This window comes from Streptomyces melanogenes, from assembly GCF_014649795.1.
Classification (GTDB): domain Bacteria; phylum Actinomycetota; class Actinomycetes; order Streptomycetales; family Streptomycetaceae; genus Streptomyces; species Streptomyces noboritoensis.
In genome coordinates this window covers 169,591-185,409 of the sequence record NZ_BMTS01000015.1, presented here as the reverse complement: position 1 = coordinate 185,409, position 15,819 = coordinate 169,591, and the positions used below count along the sequence as shown (strand labels likewise).

Below are 15,819 nucleotides of genomic sequence, written 5' to 3'. Positions count from 1 at the left end.
ATCGAAATCCCTCGACTGATGGCCCATCAGATACTGTCAAGATCCCTGTTCCCGCAGGTCAAGCGGGGGGTCGGGGTCCGATTACCTGCGGGCCGGTGGCGGGCTGGTCGCGCAGTTCCCCGCGCCCCTTTTTTGCCCGGAGTTCGTCTGCGGCCCGGTGGCGGGCTGGGCGCGCAGTTCCCCGCGCCCCTTAGATGCCGCTGCGCGGCAATCCCCGGGGCGGCCCGGAGGGGCGCATTTAGGGGCGCGGGGAACTGCGCGACCAGCCATCTACGGTCCGCAGACGAAGACCTGGCGCCTCAGTCGGCCGCGACCCGCGCGCGGACCTCGCCGTCCGGCCCCGCCACCAGCACCGGGGTGCCTGCACCACCAAGATCCCGCACCGCAGCGCGGTCCTCGGCCGACGCGGTCGACGAGTCCGTCACCACCGCCGCCGCCTCCAACGACTTCGCCCCGCTGGCCACGGCCATCGCGACAGCCGTCCGCAGCGCGGAGAGCTTGAGCGAATCCAGCTCCACGGTCCCGGCGACGTACGTGCGCCCCGTCTCGTCCCGTACGGCCGCGCCCTCGGCCACCCCGTTGCGGGCCCGGGCGCTGCGCGCCAGGGTGATGATCTTGCGGTCCTCGGGGTCGAGTTCGGTGCTCAGAGTCATGCGACGAGCATAAGGAGTGCGCCCGGAGCGACCCGCGCCCAACCCCCCCGCGCTCAGCCCGCCACCGGGTACATCGACCCGCGCCGCCCCTCCGGCGTCGCCAGCCACTCCAGCTTCGCCGCCGTGTCGGTCTCCGGCAGCGGGGTGTGCAGCACGATCGCGAGGTCCGGGCGGGCGGGCACCCGCAGCTGGGTGGACTCGACGAACAGCGTGCCCACCACCGGGTGCTGGAACTCCTTCTCCATCTGGCCGCCGGGCAGGATGTCCCGCCGCTGCCACAGCTCGGCGAACTCCGCCGAGAGCCGGGACGCCTCCTCGACGACCTCCCGGAACCCCTCGTCGCCGGGCCGCTCCGAGCAGGCCGCCCGGTACTGGGCGACCACCTTCGCCGCGACCGAGTCCCAGTCCCTGGCGAGCGAGCGGTAGACGGGGTCGGTGAAGAACGCGATCAGGCAGTTCTGCACGATCTCGGGGCGCATCCCGAGCACCATGGAGGCCGCGTCGTTGTACATCACCGTGTTCCAGTACGCGTCCATGATGTGCGCCGGGAACGGCATCCACGCGTCGATCAGCCGCTGCAGCCCCTGGCACATGTCGCCGGTGGCCGGGTCGACCTCGGGCGCGGGCGGGTTGAGCCCGGCCAGCACGTACAGATGCCGGCGCTCGGCGCTGGTCAGCTTCAGGACCCGGCCCACCGAGTCCAGGACCTGCGGCGACACCGTGATGTCCCGGCCCTGCTCCAGCCACTGGTACCAGGAGACGCCCACCCCGGCCAGCACGGCGACCTCCTCGCGGCGCAGCCCCGGGGTGCGGCGCCGGGCGCCGCCGTCCGGCAGCCCGGCGTCGGTGGGGCTGATCCGGCCGCGCCGGTTCATCAGGAACTCGCGCAGTTCGGTGCGCCGCAGCGACTTGTCGATCGGCGTGGCCACGTACGTACTCCCCCTCGTCGACTACCGGTCGGCACCTCAGCGCCCTGACGACCGCTGCCTGGTGGTGCCGCCAACAGGATAAGTTCCCACTCTCCACGGCCATTCCCGCGCGGCCAGGCTGTGGCCATGCCAATCGACACCGACATCGCACCGGCCACGCCGGTCGCCGCCCAGGCCCCGCAGGACGACCGGCTCTCGGGCCGGGCGAAGCTGGTCCTGTTCGTGCTCTGCGCCGCCCAGTTCATGGTGGCGCTCGACTTCTCCGTACTGAACGTGGCGCTGCCCGTCCTCGGCGACGACCTGGGCCTGAGCCGGTCCGCGCTCCAGTGGGCGGTCACCGCGTTCGCGCTGCCGTCCGGCGGCTTCCTGCTCCTGTTCGGCCGGATCGCCGATCTGTACGGCCGCAAGAAGCTGTTCCTGACCGGGCTCGCCCTCTTCGGCGCGGCCTCGCTGCTCGCCACCCTCGCCTGGGACCCGGCGTCGTTCCTGACCGGCCGCGCCCTGCAGGGCCTGGGCGCCGCGGTGATCGTGCCGACCGGCATGTCCCTGCTGACCACCACCTTCCCCGAGGGCCCGCAGCGCGACCGGGCGCTCGGCATCAGCGGCACCCTGCTCTCGCTCGGCTTCACCGTCGGCATGGTGCTCGGCGGGGTCATGACCGACACGCTGGGCTGGCGCTCGACGATGGGCCTGCTCGCGGTCGCCTCGGTGATCGTCCTCGCCCTGGCGCCCGGCCTGCTGCCCGAGTCCCGCACCCCGGACCGCCCGCGCCTGGACGTGCCCGGCGCGATCACCGTCACCGGCGCGCTGCTCGCCCTGATCTACTCCCTGTCGACGGCGGCCCAGCGCGGCTTCGGCGGCGCGGACGTGTGGGGCACGCTGGTGGTCGGCCTGGCGCTGCTCGCCGCGTTCGTGGCCGTCGAGTCGAAGGCGACCGCCCCGCTGGTCTCGCTGCCGATGCTGAAGCGCCGCACGGTGGCGTGGGGCAACCTGGGCGGTCTGGTCACCTTCTCGATGATGTCGACGGTCATCTTCGCGCTGACCCTCTACCTCCAGGAGATCCTGGGCCTGTCGTCCTTCCGGACCGGTCTCGTCTTCGGCGTCCAGGGCGTCATGTCGGTGCTCGCCGGCAGCTACGCCGCCAAGGTCATCGGCCGCTTCGGCGCCCGCCGCACCCTGATCGGCTCGCTGCTCGGCCAGGGCCTGCTCACCGCCGCGCTGCTCGCGATCGGCAGCGGGTCGGGCGCGCTGCTGGCCACCGTCTTCGTCTCGCTGGCCAGCATGTGCCACCTGGGCGCGATCATCTCGTACGGACTGACCGTCACCAGCGGTGTCCCCGACGAGGAGCAGGGGCTCGCGACCGGTCTGGTCACCACCACCCAGCAGGTCGGCATCACGATCGGCATCCCGCTGCTCGGCGTGCTCGCCACCACCCAGGGCGACCTCTTCCACGGTGTGCGGACCGTGCTGCTCGTGGACGCGGTGATCCTGGTCGCGGCGGCGGCGCTGGTGGCGGTGGGCCTCGGTCGGCGGAAGGCCTGAGCCGTCAGGGCCGGTCGAGCCGGAGCCGCTCGGCCTTCGGGAGACCGGCCACGACCAGGTCGTACGAATCCTCGATCAGCTCCCGGACCAGCCGGTCCGGGAGCTGATCCACGTCCACCGTGTTCCAGTGGCGCTTGTTCATGTGCCAGCCGGGCACGATCGCCGGGTGCTCGGCGCGCAGCCGCACCGCGTCGTCCGGGTCGCACTTGAGGTTGGCGGTGAGCGGCGTGCCGCCCAGGTTGCTCAGCGCGAACATCTTCCCGAGGACCTTGAAGACCGAGGTCTGCGAGTCGAACGGGAACTCCTCCGTGGCGGCGTTGAACGTCAGGCAGAAGGCCCTGAGCTCCTGGGGTGTCACGCCTCTTCCTCCTCCTTGACCGGCACCGGCTCCACGAGCACGGTCACGATCTTGTTCCGGCGGCCCGCCGGGGACTCGGCCGTCAGCCGCAGCGCCCGCCCGTCCGGCAGGTCCACGACCGCCGTGGCGCCCGCGATCGGCACCCGCCCGAGCGCCTTGGCGAGCAGCCCGCCGACCGTCTCCACGTCCTCGTCGTCGAACGCGTCGAGCCCGAACAGCTCGCCCAGGTCGCCGATGTCGAGCCGGGCGGTGACCCGGAAGCAGCCGTCCGCGAGCTCCTCGACCGGCGGCAGCTCCCGGTCGTACTCGTCGGTGATCTCCCCGACGATCTCCTCCAGGATGTCCTCGATGGTGACGATGCCCGCCGTGCCGCCGTACTCGTCGATGACGACGGCGACGTGGCTGCGGTCCTGCTGCATCTCGCGCAGCAGGTCGCCCGCGTTCTTGGTGTCCGGCACGAAGGCCGCGGGGCGCATCGCGGTGGAGACCAGATCGGCCTCGGAGTCCCGGTTGATGTGCGTCTTGCGGACCAGGTCCTTGAGGTAGACGACACCGACGATGTCGTCCTCGTTCTCCCCGGTCACCGGGATCCGCGAGAAGCCCGAGCGCAGCGCGAGGGTGAGCGCCTGGCGGATGGTCTTGTAGCGCTCGATGCAGACGAGGTCGGTGCGCGGCACCATCACCTCGCGCACCAGCGTGTCGCCGAGCTCGAAGACCGAGTGCACCATCCGGCGCTCGTCGTCCTCGATCAGCGACTCCTGCTCGGCGAGGTCGACCATCGCGCGCAGCTCGGCCTCGGAGGCGAACGGGCCCTTGCGGAAGCCCTTTCCGGGCGTGAGCGCGTTGCCGAGGAGGATCAGCAGCTGCGGCACCGGGCCCATGATCCGGGCCAGCGGCAGCAGGACGTACGCGGCGGCCGTCGCCGTGTTCAGCGGGTGCTGGCGGCCGATGGTGCGCGGCGAGACGCCGACGGCGACGTAGGAGACGAGCACCATCACCGCGATGGCGACGAGCAGCGCCGTCCAGGTCTCCTCGAAGTCCTCCAGGCACACATAGGTGACCAGGACCCCGGCCGCCATCTCGCAGGCGACCCTGACGAGCAGGGCCACGTTGAGGTAGCGGGTGGGGTCGGCGGCCACCTGGGCGAGTTTGGCGGCGCCGCGCCGCCCGGACCGCACGGCCTCGGCCGCGCGGAACGAGGACGTACGGGCGATGCCGGCCTCCGCGCAGGCGGCCAGCCAGGCGACCACGACCAGGGCGACGGCGCCGAAGAGCAGCTGCCCGGTCATGAGACGGTCGGCGCCGGGGAGGGGCCGGTGTGGCCCTTCTCCGCCCGCCAGCCGTCGACGATGGCCGCCTGCAGACCGAACATCTCGGCCTTCTCGTCCGGCTCCTCGTGGTCGTACCCCAGCAGGTGCAGCACTCCGTGGACGGTCAGGAGCTGGAGCTCCTCGTCCATGGAGTGCTGCGTCGGCGCGTCCTTGCCCTGCTGGGTGGCGACCTCGGGGCAGAGCACGATGTCACCGAGGAGCCCCTGCGGGGGCTCCTCGTCGTCCTTCATCGGCGGACGCAGCTCGTCCATCGGGAAGGACATGACGTCGGTCGGACCGGGCAGGTCCATCCACTGGATGTGCAGCTGCTCCATGGCCTCGGCGTCCACGACGATCACCGAGAGCTCGGAGAGCGGGTGGATCCGCATCCGCGTGAGCGCGTAGCGGGCGATGTCGAGGATCGCCTGCTCGTCGACCTCGGTTCCGGACTCGTTGTTGACGTCGATCGACATGGTGCGCTCTGACTACTTCCCGTTGTGGCCCTGCTGGCTGTCGTACTTCTCGTACGCGTCGACGATACGGCCGACGAGCTTGTGCCGGACGACGTCCTGGGACGACAGCCGGGAGAAGTGGACGTCCTCGACGCCCTCCAGGATGTCCTGGACCTGGCGCAGACCGCTCTTCGTCCCGTTCGGCAGGTCGACCTGGGTGATGTCACCCGTGATGACGATCTTCGAGTCGAAGCCGAGGCGGGTGAGGAACATCTTCATCTGCTCGGCGCTGGTGTTCTGCGCCTCGTCCAGAATGATGAACGCGTCGTTCAGCGTGCGTCCGCGCATGTACGCCAGGGGGGCGACCTCGATCGTGCCGGCCGCCATGAGGCGGGGGATCGACTCGGGGTCGAGCATGTCGTGCAGCGCGTCGTAGAGCGGGCGCAGATACGGGTCGATCTTCTCGTAGAGCGTGCCCGGCAGGAAGCCGAGGCGCTCGCCCGCCTCCACGGCGGGCCGGGTCAGGATGATCCGGGTGACCTGCTTGGACTGCAGGGCCTGGACCGCCTTGGCCATGGCGAGATAGGTCTTTCCGGTACCGGCGGGGCCGATGCCGAAGACGATCGTGTGCTTGTCGATCGCGTCGACGTACCGCTTCTGGTTGAGGGTCTTGGGGCGGATGGTGCGACCGCGGCTGGAGAGGATGTTCTGCGTGAGCACGTCGGCCGGCGTCTCGTGGCCGTCCTCCCCCTTGCCGTTCTCGCTCGCCCTGAGCATGGCGATCGAGCGTTCCACTGCGTCCTCCGTCATCGGCTGACCGGTGCGGAGCACCAGCATCATCTGGTCGAACAGGCGTTGGATGAGCGCGACTTCCGCCGGGGTCCCCGTGGCACTGATCTCATTGCCCCGGACGTGGATGTCGGCCGCCGGGAAGGCCTTCTCGATCACGCGCAGCAGCGAGTCGCCGGATCCGAGCAGCATCACCATCGGGTGCTTGGCAGGGACCTTGATCTGGGCACTCGCCTGCGGCTGTGTGGGTGTCTGAGTCATGGGCCGGCTCTGTGGCCTGCACATACCTCCCGTTGCAGGGTTCTCGCTGCTCGACAACCTCTGGAATACCAAGCGTACGACCTGGCACTGACAGTGCCGAGGGGTTTTACCGGGTGGTCGTCTGCGGGCCGGTGGGTGGCTGGTCGCGCAGTTCCCCGCGCCCCTAGGGGGACGTGGCTGCTCCGGCCTCAGGGGGCGCCCCGAAGGGGCGTTCTTAGGGGCGCGGGGAACTGCGCGACCAGCCACCCACGGTCCGCAGACGAATCGCTCACGCCGGGCTGCGGAAGCCGATCGTGGGGACGGCCCGGCGCAGGGGCCACGGGCGGGCCGCGCCCGGCAGCAGGCCCTCCAGGAACTCGTAGCGGCGCAGGGCCGCCGGGTCCTGCCCGGACCGCGTGCGCACGGCCTGCCACCAAGCGGCGATCTCCGCCCACCCCGGCGCCGAGAGCGAGCCCCCGAACTCCTGGACGGACAGCGCCGCCGTCAGCCCGGCGAACGCGAGGCGGTCCGCAAGCGGCCACCCCGCCAGCGTGCCGGTGACGAACCCGGCCACGAACACGTCGCCCGCCCCGGTCGGGTCGAGCGCCTCCACGGCGATCGCGGGCACCTCGGCGGTCTCGCCGGTCGAGCCGTCCACCGCGTACGCCCCCTCCGCCCCCAGGGTGACCACCGCGACCGGCACCTTCTCGGCGAGGGCGCGGGCGGCCGCGCGCGGGCAGTCGGTGCGGGTGTACCGCATCGCCTCGCCCGCGTTGGGCAGGAACGCCTCGCAGTGTTCGAGCCCGGTCAGACCCGCCAGGTCCCAGTGCCCGGTGTCGTCCCAGCCGACGTCCGCGAAGATCCGCGAGCCGTGCCGGGCGGCGCCGGCGATCCACTCCTCGGTGCGCCCGGGCACCAGCGAGGCGATCGCGGCACGCGCGCGTGGCGGAGAGGCGGGGGCGGACTCCTCCAGGGGCGCCTCGTGGCCGTGCGAGACCATGGTCCGCTCGCCCTCGTACGCCATGGAGACGGTGACCGGCGAGTGCCAGCCGGGCACGGTCCGCGACAGCGACAGGTCGATGCCCTCGCCCTGCTCCAGGGCGTCCCAGCAGTACTCCCCGTAGTGGTCGTCGCCGAAGGCCGCCGCCAGCGAGGTGCGCAGCCCGAGCCGGGCGAGCGCGATGGCCATGTTGGCGACCCCGCCGGGGCTGGAGCCCATGCCGCGCGCCCAGGACTCGGTGCCGCGCACCGGGGCGGAGTCGAGGCCGGTGAAGATGATGTCGAGGAAGACCGTGCCGGTCAGGAAGACGTCGCACTCCGGGTCGCGGGGCCGGCGCACCTTGCCCAGCGGGTCGACGCCCGCGGTGTGGCCCCACTGGTCGGCGCGGCCCTGCTGCTCTCTGCTGGATGTGGTCACGGCGGACTCCCCGTTCGCGTACGGATCAGGCCAGTGTGCCCGATGGGTACGACAACGGGAGTTCCCGCTACCAGCGCGGCAGGGTGGGTGTACGCCACTCCTCGTGACCGGGGGCCAGCCGCATCGCGGCCGCGTCGTCGCGGTCGCGCAGGGTGCCGTCGTCGGCGAGCCAGCGCCGGTGGAGGCGGTCGAGCGCATCCCGGTCGAGGGCGACGCCGAGGCCGGGCGCGTCGGAGACGGCGAGCCGCCCGTCCCGGAAGACCGGGCGGTCCACGACGACGTCCTCGCTCTGCCACGGGTAGTGGCTGTCGCAGGCGTAGTCGAGGTTGGGCACGGTCGCGGCGACGTGGGTCATCGCGGCGAGGCTGATGCCCATATGGGTGTTGGAGTGCATGGAAAGCCCCACTCCAAACGTGCGGCAGATCGCGGCCAGCTCCCGGGTGTTGCGCAGTCCGCCCCAGTAGTGGTGGTCACTGAGGACGACCTGCACGGCGTCGCTGAGAAACGCCTCCCGGATCTCCCCGAAGGTGGTCACGCACATGTTGGTGGCGAGCGGCACGTCCGTACCCGCCGACACCTCCGCCATCGCGCGCGTGCCGGACGCCGGATCCTCCAGGTACTCCAGTACGTCCGCGAGCTCGGCGGCGACGCGCAGCGAAGTGGCCGCGCTCCAGCCGCCGTTCGGGTCGAGCCGCAGCGGATGCCCCGGGAAGGCCTCGGCGAGCGCCCGGATCGCGGCGACCTCCTGCTCGGGCGGGAAGACGCCGCCCTTGAGCTTGAACGAGCCGAACCCGTACTCGCGCACGAAGCGCCGGGCCTGCGCCACGATCCCCTCGGGATCGACGGCCGCCCCCCAGTCGTCCTTCTCGCCCGCCCCGCCGGGGTGTTCGGCCCACCGGTAGAAGAGATAGGCGCTGTACTCCACGCTGTCGCGGACCTTCCCGCCGAGGAGCGTGTGCACGGGCACGCCGAGCGTCTTGCCGAGCGCGTCGAGGCAGGCCACCTCGAAGGCGGAGACGACGGACAGCCGCAGCTTGTCGGCACTCTGCACACCGCGCAGCCCGCCGACGTCCACGGAGTGATCGACGCGGGCGTCATCCACGGGCAGATCGTTCATAAGAGTGAACAGCCCATTGAGGTCGGAGAGCTCGTGCCGGGCGGCGAGGAGGGAGTCGGCGTACGGCCGGGCGAGTTCGAGGTACTTGGTGTCACCGTAGGTCTCCCCCACCCCGGTGACGCCGTTGTCGGTGACGACTTCGACGACGAGGCGGGGGGTGTACGGCTGGTGCACGCCCTGGACGTTGAGGAGCGGGGGGTCGGAGATCAGCACGGGGGTGAGCCGGATGTCGACGATGGCGTGCCGCTGCGGGTGTGCATCCATGGGAATGGAGACTAGGTATGTGAACGGAGGAGGGTCAAGGGGGCATCAGGGGGCACCGGCGGGGGAATCTCGAAAATACCCACGAGCTCCCCACCCCAAACAACATGTGACGCGGCTCACGAATCCATGGCTTTCGCGCACTCGGGGTGCTTGATACAAATTGGGCCGCGTTCCCGTATGTGACAACACCGGGCGCATCCCCCCTCTTTGAACGTTCTCCGCACCTCTCTGCCCGTTCGGGCACCGCTCCCTGGAATGCCCATGTCCGCACGCCCTCGTGCCGCCTGGCCTCTCGTCGCCGTCTTCACGGCCGGCTACCTGGCCGCGTATCTGCTCCCGACCGTCGTGGGCCGCCTCTCGTCGGGCCTCGGCCTCTCCCCCACACAGGCCGGACTCATCGGTTCCACGCTGCTGTTGAGCTCGGCGACGGCGGGCTTCGCGCTGGCGGCGCGGGTGGAGCGGTACGGGGAGCGCCGACTGGCCCGGCTCGGCCTGCTGCTCGCGGTGGGCGGTTACGGGGGCGCCGCGCTGACGTCGCTTCTGCCGCTGGTCGTGGCGGGCGCGGTGGTCGGGGGCTTCGGGTCCGGTACGGCGACGGCGGTGGCCGCGTCCGGGATGGCCGCGCGGCGGGACCCGCACCGGCTGACCACGTTCGGGCTGCTGTCGGTCTCCGCGACGGCCGGGGCGCTGTATCTGACGATCCCGCACCTCGGGGGCGGGCACGGGGTGCCGTTCGCGGCGATCGGGGTGGTGGCGGGGGCGGTGTGGCCGGTGACGACCCGGCTGCCGGGCCCGGCGCCGGTCCACGCCGCCGGGCGTGCCGCGGCTCCCCGCCTGCCGCACCGGCGCGCGGGCGCGTTGCTGGCGGCGGGGATGCTCTGCTGGTCCCTGGCGCAGAACGCGCTGTGGGGCGTCAGCGGCCGCATCGGCCTGACCCAGGCGGGCCTGACGGAGGTCACGGTGGGCGCGGTGTTCGCGGTGGCGCTGGGCGCGGGCCTGCTCGGGGTGACCGGGGCGGGGGCGCTGGGGGCGCGGCTGGGGCGGGCGGTGCCGATCGGGGTGGGGACGGTGGTGATCGCCGGGTGCGTGGCGCTGAGCGCGTCGGCGCGGGGCTTGTTGCCGTTCGCGACCGGCGAGATCCTCTGGAACGTCTTCTACCCGGTGGTGCTCTCGTACTTGCTGTCCCTGGCGGCGTCCCTGGACCCCCGCGGCCGCTGGGCGGTCCTGGCGGGCTCGGCGTCGTCCCTGGGCGTGGCGTGCGGCCCCCTCACGGGGAGCGTGCTGTCTTCCGGGCTGGGGTTCGGAGGGATGGGGGCGGTACTGGGGGCCCTGCTGCTGGCGGTGGCCGCGCCTCTGACAGCCCTGGCCCGCCCGCGCCGGGCCCCGGCGGTGACCCCACAGCCGGTGGTGCGCGCCGGGGGCGGGGAGTTCAGCCTGTCGGTGTGAGGGCGCTTCGTCTGCGGGCCGGTGGTGGGTTGCTCGCGCAGTTCCCCGCGCCCCTAAAAGCGCCCCTCCGGGCCGCCCCGGGGATTGCCGCGGAGCGGCATTTAAGGGGCGCGGGGAACTGCGCGACCAGTTGGGGACGGCCCGCAGAAAACAACGAACCCCCTCAGGGGCGCGGGGAACTGCGCGCCCAGCCACAGACGGCCCGCAGACGAACCGGAACCGGAGTGCAGGGGCGGAGCCCCGCAAAGGGGGTCCGGGGGCGCAGCCCCCGGCAGACCCACCTTCACCCACTCCCACCCCCGGAGGGTCTAGGGAAGGGGCGGGGTGGGGAACTCATACGCCGCGACCTCCGCCAGATACCCCTCCCGCACCCCCTCCTCCCCCTCCAAGAACGCCGCCAGGAACGAGTTCCGAGCAAGGACCCGCAGATCCTCGACGGACAACCCCAACGCCTCCCCCACCGCGTCGAAGTTGTCCCCCACATACCCCCCGAAGTACGCCGGATCATCAGAGTTCACCGTGCACAACAGCCCCGCATCCATCATCCGCCGCAACGGATGCGCCGAAAGCTCGGACACCGCCCGCAGCCGGACGTTCGACAGCGGGCACAGCGTCAGCGGGATCCGGTCCCGGACGAGCCGGGCGACCAGCGCCGGGTCCTCCAGGGCCCGAAGCCCGTGGTCCACCCGCTCCACCCCGAGGACGTCGAGCGCCTCGGTGATGTACGACGGCGGCCCCTCCTCCCCCGCGTGCGCCACCTTCCGCAGCCCCAGCGAGTCCGCCACCGCGTACACCTCGCGGAACTTCGCCGGCGGATGCCCGACCTCCGCCGAGTCGAGGCCGATGCCCACGATCCGGTCCAGATGCGGCCGCGCCGCGTCCAGCGTCTCCAGGGCGGACTCGGCCGACTGGTCGCGCAGGAAGCAGAGGATCAGCGCGGTGGAGACACCGTGCCGCTCCCGGCTCCGGTCGAGAGCGCGCCCCAGCCCCTCCACCACCGTCCCGATCGGCACGCCCCGCGCCGTATGCGCCTGCGGGTCGAAGAAGATCTCCGCGTGCCGCACCCCCTGCGCCGCCGCCCGTACCAGGTACGCCTCCGCCAGCGCCTCGAAGTCGTCCTCCGTACGCAGCACCGCCATCAGCGAGTAGTACAGGTCGAGGAAGGACTGGAGGTCGTCGAAGAGGTACGCCTTGCGCAGCTCCTCGGTGTCCGCGTACGGCAGCCGCACACCGTTGCGCGCGGCCAGTTCGAAGGCGAGCTCGGGTTCGAGGGTGCCTTCGATGTGGAGGTGGAGTTCGGCTTTGGGGAGGGGCATGGAGGCGCTTTCGTGAAGGGAGCAAAGGGGCAAGGGGGCACGACGCAAAGGCAACAGGGCGACTACGGCGTACGTTTCGGCAGCGGCACCCGCATCAGATCCGCCGCGATCGTCAGCTCCCCCTCGAACCCCGCCCCCCGCGCCTGCCGCTCGAACTCGGCCGGGTCCGCGTACCGCTGCGAGAAGTGGGTGAGGACGAGGTGGCGGACCCCCGCGTCCCGGGCCACCGCAGCCGCCTGACCCGCCGTCAGATGCCCGTGGTCCTCGGCCAGCCGTACGTCCTCGTCCAGGAACGTCGACTCGATCACCAGCATGTCGCAGCCCTCGGCCAGCGCGGGCACGCCCTCGCAGAGCCGGGTGTCCATGACGAAGGCGAACCGCTGCCCGCGCCGCGTCTCGCTGACGTCGTCGAGGCTCACCCCGCCGAGCGAGCCCTCGCGCTGGAGGCGGCCCACGTCCGGCCCGGCGATGCCGTGCTCGGCCAGCAGCGCGGGCAGCATCCGGCGCCGGTCCGGCTCGGTGATCCGGTAGCCGTACGACTCGACGGGGTGCGAGAGCCGCCGCGCTTCGAGCGTGTACGCGTCCGTCGCGGCCAGCACCGCCCCCTCGCCGTCCACCGGCGCCTGCGCCAGCTCGACCGTCTCGCGGTAGGCCGTCGCGTACCGCAGCCGGTCGAAGAAGTGCTGCCCGCTCGCCGGGTAGTGCGCGGTGACCGGGTGCGGCACGCGGTCCAGGTTGATCCGCTGGATCACCCCGGCGAGCCCCAGCGAGTGGTCGCCGTGGAAGTGCGTGACGCAGATCCGGTCGATGTCGTGCGCGGCCACGCCGGCCCGCAGCATCTGCCGCTGGGTGCCCTCGCCGGGGTCGAAGAGGATGCCCCGGCCGTCCCAGCGCAGCAGATAGCCGTTGTGGTTGCGGTGCCGGGTCGGGACCTGGCTGGCGGTGCCGAGCACCACCAATTCACGTACGGACACGTGCGGTCGGTCCTATCCCGGCGGCCACTGGAGGCCGCGGCCGCCGAGCAGGTGGGCATGCGCGTGGAAGACGGTCTGGCCCGCGCCGCTGCCGGTGTTGAAGACGATCCGGTACCCGCTGCCGTCGATCTTCTCGGCGGCGGCGATCTCCCCGGCCTCGCGCAGCAGGTCGGCGGCGATCACCGGCTCGGCCGCGGCGAGCGAGGCGGCGTCGGGGTGGTGGACGCGCGGGATGACGAGGATGTGCGTCGGCGCCTGGGGGTTGATGTCGCGGAACGCGACGACGGTCTCGGTCTCCCGGACGACGGTCGCCGGGACGTCCCCCGAGACGATCTTGCAGAACAGGCAGTCCGCCTGCGGCTCTCCGGCCACGGTCCTGAGCTCCTCGGTCGCGGTGGAACAGTGGATCAGTCACAGGCATGCTACTGACGTCGGCCCGCCGATCCGCACGCGCCCCGTACTCATCCGTCCCGGTTCGTCACTCGGCCGTCCCGGTTCGTCACTTGCCCTTGAACGACTCCGTCACGGTCACCGTGACTGTCACCGTCGGGCGGCTGCCCGGTTTGCCCGGGGGCCTGGGCGTGTTCTTGGTGGGGAGCGGGGCGTTGCAGTCGCCCAGGACGCTGGCGTGGAAGACCGTGCGGTCCGCGACCTTCGCCGTCAGGTCGCCGCGTACGCAGCGGTCCTCGCGCTCCTCCGTGACCTTGCCGGTGACGTTGATCTTCTTGTTGTCGTCGGTGCGGCCCCGGCAGTCGACCGTGGCGACCGAGCGCGTGGAGCCGGCCGACGGGGTACGCGTCGAGGTGCCGCCGCCGTCGATCTTCGCCGTGCACGTCAGATAGCGCACCTTGACGCCGTCGTGCTCCAGCTTGCTCGTGGCGACCTTGTCGGTGGTCACCGAGACGGTGACCGAGCTCATGCCGCCGACCGGGTCGCAGGCCGCGGCGCCGACGGCGGCCGCCCCGGCCAGCCCGAGCGCGGCGAGCGCGCGCCGGTGGCGCAGCGGCAACGTTGCGTATCTCCTTGCCCCCATACGCGCCAGCGTCCCACCGACGCGCCCGGCGCGGTAGACGGCTTTACGACGTGACGACGGGATGTGCCGGTGTCACGACCAGCGGCCGGTGCGGCCCATCAGCAGCGCGGCCGCCGCCGTGCCCGCCGTGGAGGTGCGCAGCACGCTCGGGCCGAGCAGGTACGGCTTGGCGCCCGCCGCCTCGAAGGCCGCCAACTCCTCGGGGGACACGCCCCCTTCGGGGCCCACCACCAGGACGATCTCCCCGTGGTCGGGCAGCTCGGCGGTGGCCAGCGGCTGGCTCGGGGTGTCGCGCCCCTCGTGCAGTACGGCGGCGAAATCAGCCGTGGCCAAAAACGCGACAACCTGCTTGGTCGTCATCGCGTCCCGTACCTCCGGGAAGCGCACCCGGCGCGACTGCTTGCCCGACTCGCGGGCCGTGGCGCGCCACTTGGCCAGCGACTTGGCGCCCCGGTCGCCCTTCCACTGCGTGATGCACCGCGAGGCCTGCCACGGCACCACGGCGTCGACGCCCACCTCGGTCATCGTCTCGACCGCGACCTCACCCCGGTCGCCCTTGGGCAGCGCCTGGACGACGGTGATGCGCGGCTGCGGCTGCGGCTCCTCGGACAGCGAGTCGAGCTGGACGATCAGGCGGTCCTTGCCCTCGGTGTCCAGGACCACGCAGTCCGCCCAGGTGCCGTGGCCGTCGGTGAGGACGACGTCCTCACCGGGCTGCAGCCGCTTCACGGAGACGGCGTGCCGCCCCTCGGGCCCGTCCAGGACGTACCGGCCGCCCGGCCCGGACTCGTGGAAACGGTCGACGACGAAGACCGGGGCGGTCATGACGTGCTCCTCATGTGTGTCGGTTTCTCGATGCGGCGGCCAACGCGGCCAGCGCCGTGTCCAGTTCGGCCGCCAGGACCTCCACCAGCTGTCCGGCGGGCAGCTCCCGCGCCAGCCGGTGCCCCTGCCCCGCCCACAGCGCCATGCCCTGGGCGTCGCCCGCCGCCGCGGCGGCCCGCCGCAGCCCGGCGGTGAGCTGGTGCACCTCCGGATAGGCGGCGGGGGCGTACGGCCCGTGCTCGCGCATGAAACGGTTCACCAGGCCGCGGGCCGGGCGTCCGGAGAACGCCCGGGTCAACTCCGTACGGACGAACAGGGGGTTGGTCAGCGCCTGCTTGTGCAGCGCGTGCGCGCCGGACTCGGGGCAGGCCAGGAACGCCGTGCCGAGCTGCGCCGCGTCCGCGCCCGCCGCGAGCACCGCCGCGATCTGCGCGCCGCGCATCAGCCCGCCGGCCGCGATGACCGGCAGCCGTACGCTCTCGCGGACCTGGGTGATCAGGGAGAGCAGCCCGATGCCGGAGCCGTCGGCCTGCGGGTCGTCGCGATGGGTCGACTGGTGCCCGCCGGCCTCTATCCCCTGGACGCACACGGCGTCGGCCCCGGCGCTCTGCGCGGCCAGTGCCTCGTCGGGGGTGGTCGCGGTGACGACGGTGTACGTGCCGAGGGCGGCGAACGCGGCGAGCACCTCGCGCTCTGGGCAGCCGAAGGTGAAGGAGACGGCCGCGACCGGGTCCTCGCGCAGGATCGCCAGCTTGGCCTCGTAGCCGTCGTCGCCGCCGGAGTCGGCGTCGCCCAGCGGCGTCTCGTACCAGGTGGCCTCGCCCGCCAGCTGGTTGCGGTACACCTCGATGACGGCCGGGTCGGTGTGCGGCGGCTGCGGCAGGAACAGGTTGACCCCGAACGGCCGCCCGGTGAGCCCGCGCAGCTGCTTGATCTCCTGGTACATGCCGTCGGCGGTCTTGTACCCGGCGGCCAGGAACCCGAGCCCGCCGGCATCGCCGACCGCGGCGGCCAGGCCGGGGGCGGAGACGCCACCGGCCATGGGAGCCTGCACGATCGGATACCGGCAGAGATCGGTCAAAGCCATGCCCGCATCGTGCCATGGGCGCGCCCGGGCACCGAATCGCCTCGGAGTCCCGGGGGCGGGGCCCCCG

General features: G+C 72.2%; 16 protein-coding genes. 2 read left to right on the top strand and 14 right to left on the bottom strand.

The window, feature by feature from the left end:
- Window positions 1-299 precede the first annotated feature (299 nt).
- Window positions 300-653, bottom strand: a complete 354-nt coding sequence (locus IE252_RS29730; protein ID WP_190092513.1) for a cytidine deaminase — start codon at window positions 651-653, stop codon at window positions 300-302.
- 53 nt (window positions 654-706) lie between these two features.
- A complete protein-coding gene (locus IE252_RS29725; RefSeq protein ID WP_190092537.1) occupies window positions 707-1,528 on the bottom strand; it encodes a helix-turn-helix transcriptional regulator in 822 nt (273 codons plus the stop codon).
- A gap of 180 nt (window positions 1,529-1,708) precedes the next feature.
- Here IE252_RS29725 and IE252_RS29720 point away from each other — a divergent pair, with 180 nt between their 5' ends.
- The gene (locus tag IE252_RS29720) at window positions 1,709-3,124 is read left to right on the top strand and encodes an MFS transporter (RefSeq protein ID WP_190092512.1); all 1,416 of its coding nucleotides are present in this window, start codon (window positions 1,709-1,711) and stop codon (window positions 3,122-3,124) included.
- A gap of 4 nt (window positions 3,125-3,128) precedes the next feature.
- Here IE252_RS29720 and IE252_RS29715 read toward each other — a convergent pair whose 3' ends face one another.
- The 6 genes from IE252_RS29715 to IE252_RS29690 form a co-directional block, all read right to left on the bottom strand.
- The gene (locus tag IE252_RS29715; protein WP_190092511.1) at window positions 3,129-3,482 is read right to left on the bottom strand and encodes an MmcQ/YjbR family DNA-binding protein; all 354 of its coding nucleotides are present in this window, start codon (window positions 3,480-3,482) and stop codon (window positions 3,129-3,131) included.
- Window positions 3,479-4,771: a hemolysin family protein gene (locus tag IE252_RS29710; RefSeq protein WP_190092510.1), complete on the bottom strand. Its 1,293-nt coding sequence runs from the start codon at window positions 4,769-4,771 to the stop codon at window positions 3,479-3,481. The genes IE252_RS29715 and IE252_RS29710 overlap by 4 nt, the downstream gene beginning before the upstream one ends.
- Window positions 4,768-5,265: an rRNA maturation RNase YbeY gene (gene ybeY / locus IE252_RS29705; protein WP_190092509.1), complete on the bottom strand. Its 498-nt coding sequence runs from the start codon at window positions 5,263-5,265 to the stop codon at window positions 4,768-4,770. The genes IE252_RS29710 and ybeY overlap by 4 nt, the downstream gene beginning before the upstream one ends.
- Before the next feature lie 12 nt (window positions 5,266-5,277).
- Entirely contained in the window at window positions 5,278-6,294 is a 1,017-nt protein-coding gene (locus tag IE252_RS29700; protein ID WP_190092508.1) for a PhoH family protein, read from the bottom strand.
- Window positions 6,295-6,562: 268 nt separating this feature from the next.
- Window positions 6,563-7,690, bottom strand: a complete 1,128-nt coding sequence (locus IE252_RS29695; RefSeq protein ID WP_190092507.1) for a carbohydrate kinase family protein — start codon at window positions 7,688-7,690, stop codon at window positions 6,563-6,565.
- 67 nt (window positions 7,691-7,757) lie between these two features.
- Window positions 7,758-9,071: a glucarate dehydratase family protein gene (locus tag IE252_RS29690; RefSeq protein WP_190092506.1), complete on the bottom strand. Its 1,314-nt coding sequence runs from the start codon at window positions 9,069-9,071 to the stop codon at window positions 7,758-7,760.
- A gap of 261 nt (window positions 9,072-9,332) precedes the next feature.
- On the opposite strand from IE252_RS29690, the gene IE252_RS29685 reads away from it, so the two are divergent.
- Window positions 9,333-10,517 carry an MFS transporter gene (locus IE252_RS29685; protein ID WP_229848857.1) on the top strand — a complete coding sequence of 395 codons (1,185 nt, stop codon included), beginning with the start codon at window positions 9,333-9,335 and terminating at the stop codon, window positions 10,515-10,517.
- Window positions 10,518-10,825: 308 nt separating this feature from the next.
- On the opposite strand, the gene IE252_RS29680 is transcribed toward IE252_RS29685, so the two are convergent.
- From IE252_RS29680 to IE252_RS29655, 6 genes are all read right to left on the bottom strand, one after another.
- Window positions 10,826-11,833: an adenosine deaminase gene (locus tag IE252_RS29680; RefSeq protein ID WP_190092505.1), complete on the bottom strand. Its 1,008-nt coding sequence runs from the start codon at window positions 11,831-11,833 to the stop codon at window positions 10,826-10,828.
- Between the two features lie 62 nt (window positions 11,834-11,895).
- A complete protein-coding gene (locus IE252_RS29675) occupies window positions 11,896-12,807 on the bottom strand; it encodes a ribonuclease Z (RefSeq protein ID WP_190092504.1) in 912 nt (303 codons plus the stop codon).
- Window positions 12,808-12,819: 12 nt separating this feature from the next.
- Window positions 12,820-13,179, bottom strand: coding sequence for a histidine triad nucleotide-binding protein (locus tag IE252_RS29670; protein ID WP_190092503.1), 360 nt, complete (start codon window positions 13,177-13,179; stop codon window positions 12,820-12,822).
- A gap of 127 nt (window positions 13,180-13,306) precedes the next feature.
- Window positions 13,307-13,816, bottom strand: coding sequence for a hypothetical protein (locus IE252_RS29665; protein WP_229848856.1), 510 nt, complete (start codon window positions 13,814-13,816; stop codon window positions 13,307-13,309).
- 96 nt (window positions 13,817-13,912) lie between these two features.
- Window positions 13,913-14,665, bottom strand: coding sequence for a 16S rRNA (uracil(1498)-N(3))-methyltransferase (locus IE252_RS29660; RefSeq protein ID WP_190092501.1), 753 nt, complete (start codon window positions 14,663-14,665; stop codon window positions 13,913-13,915).
- 10 nt (window positions 14,666-14,675) lie between these two features.
- Complete coding sequence (locus IE252_RS29655) at window positions 14,676-15,752, bottom strand: nitronate monooxygenase (protein ID WP_190092500.1); 1,077 nt, start codon at window positions 15,750-15,752, stop codon at window positions 14,676-14,678.
- Window positions 15,753-15,819 lie beyond the last annotated feature (67 nt).